This window comes from Ramlibacter albus (genome assembly GCF_014297445.1).
Taxonomy (GTDB): Bacteria; Pseudomonadota; Gammaproteobacteria; order Burkholderiales; family Burkholderiaceae_C; genus Ramlibacter; species Ramlibacter albus.
Genome location: NZ_JACORU010000033.1, coordinates 1 through 1,384, shown reverse-complemented (window position 1 = coordinate 1,384; position 1,384 = coordinate 1). Strand labels below are relative to the sequence as shown.

General features: G+C 63.9%; 1 protein-coding gene. It reads left to right on the top strand.

Annotated elements, in window-relative coordinates; genetic code table 11:
• Window positions 1-88 precede the first annotated feature (88 nt).
• Window positions 89-1,230, top strand: a protein-coding gene (locus H8R02_RS29990; protein WP_187085706.1) for an IS3 family transposase whose coding sequence is annotated in 2 segments (ribosomal slippage) — window positions 89-359 and window positions 359-1,230 — 1,143 coding nt in all. Because the reading frame shifts where the segments join, the coding sequence is not laid out codon by codon here.
• Window positions 1,231-1,384: the final 154 nt, after the last annotated feature.

The following is a 1,384-nucleotide window of genomic DNA, read 5'->3' as shown; positions in this document are numbered from 1 at the left end:
AGAAGTGGCTCCGGAAATCTGAACAGCGTCTTCAGTGGAAACTCCGTGCATGATGCCGGCCGTGGAAGGCTGGCGACAGGAGTTTTCGATGGCAAAGAAATCGGCGCGGCGCACCCGCCGCACGCACACGCCGGCTTTCAAGGCGCAGGTGGCCCTTGCCGCGCTTCGGGAAGACAAGACCTTGGCGGAATTGGCCAAGCAGTTCGAGGTGCATCCGAACCAGATCACCGAGTGGCGTCGGCAACTGCTTGAGAACGCCGCTGGCGCCTTCGGCGGCAGCGCCCAGGCGAGCGAGCCGGTGGACCTCGCACCGCTGCACGCGAAGATCGGGCAACTGACGCTGGAGAACGATTTTTTAGAACGCGCGCTCACCAAGGCGGGATTGCTGAGCGCAAAGCGATGATCGACCGAGACCATGAACTGAGCGTCACGCGCCAGGCCGAGCTGGTGGGCATCAGCCGCGGCTCGGTGTACTACCTGGCGCGGCCGGCCAGCGAGGCCGATCTGAAGCTGATGCGACGACTCGACGAGTTGCACCTTGACCACCCGTTCATGGGCGCGCGGATGCTGCGCGATCAGCTGCATCGTGAAGGTGTTCAGGTCGGCCGCCGACACATCACCACGCTGATGCATCGAATGGGCATCGAGGCGCTTTGCCCGCAACCTGGCAGCAGCAAGCCGGCGCCGGGCCACAAGGTCTACCCGTACCTGCTGCGCAAGCTGGCGATCACGCGCAGCAACCAGGTGTGGGCGCTCGACACGACGTACATCCCAATGGCACGCGGCTTCGTCTACCTCACCGCCGTCGTGGACGTGTTCAGCCGCAAGGTGCTGGCGCACAAGGTGGCGATCACGCTGGAGGCGTGCCACGCGAAGGAGATCATCGAGCAGGCGTTCGCGAAATACGGCGTGCCTGAGATCGTCAACACCGATCAGGGCAGTCAATTCACCGCGATCGAGTTCACGCACGCGGTTCTGCCGCGTGGCTGCAAGCTGTCGATGGACGGCCGCGGCGCCTGGCGCGACAACGTGTTCGTCGAGCGCCTGTGGCGTAGCGTGAAGTACGAGCGCGTGTACCTCAAGGCCTACGACAGCGTCAGCGCCGCGCGCGCCGACATCGGCGACTACCTGGCTTGGTACAACGCGCAGCGTGCTCATTCGAAGCTGGATCGACTGACACCCGATGAAGCGTACTTCGCGGGCCTGCCGCAGCTGAAACTGGCCGCGTAAGATGAATATCCCTGGTGCGCCCCGAGATGCCCACCGCGTCGTGCGTTCGTCGCAAGCGACGCCCGCCGCCGTGGACATCTCTGCACCGTTGGCAACCCGCACGGAATCCACTTAAAAATCGGGGAAAGCTGTTCAGACAAGCGGAGCCACTTCT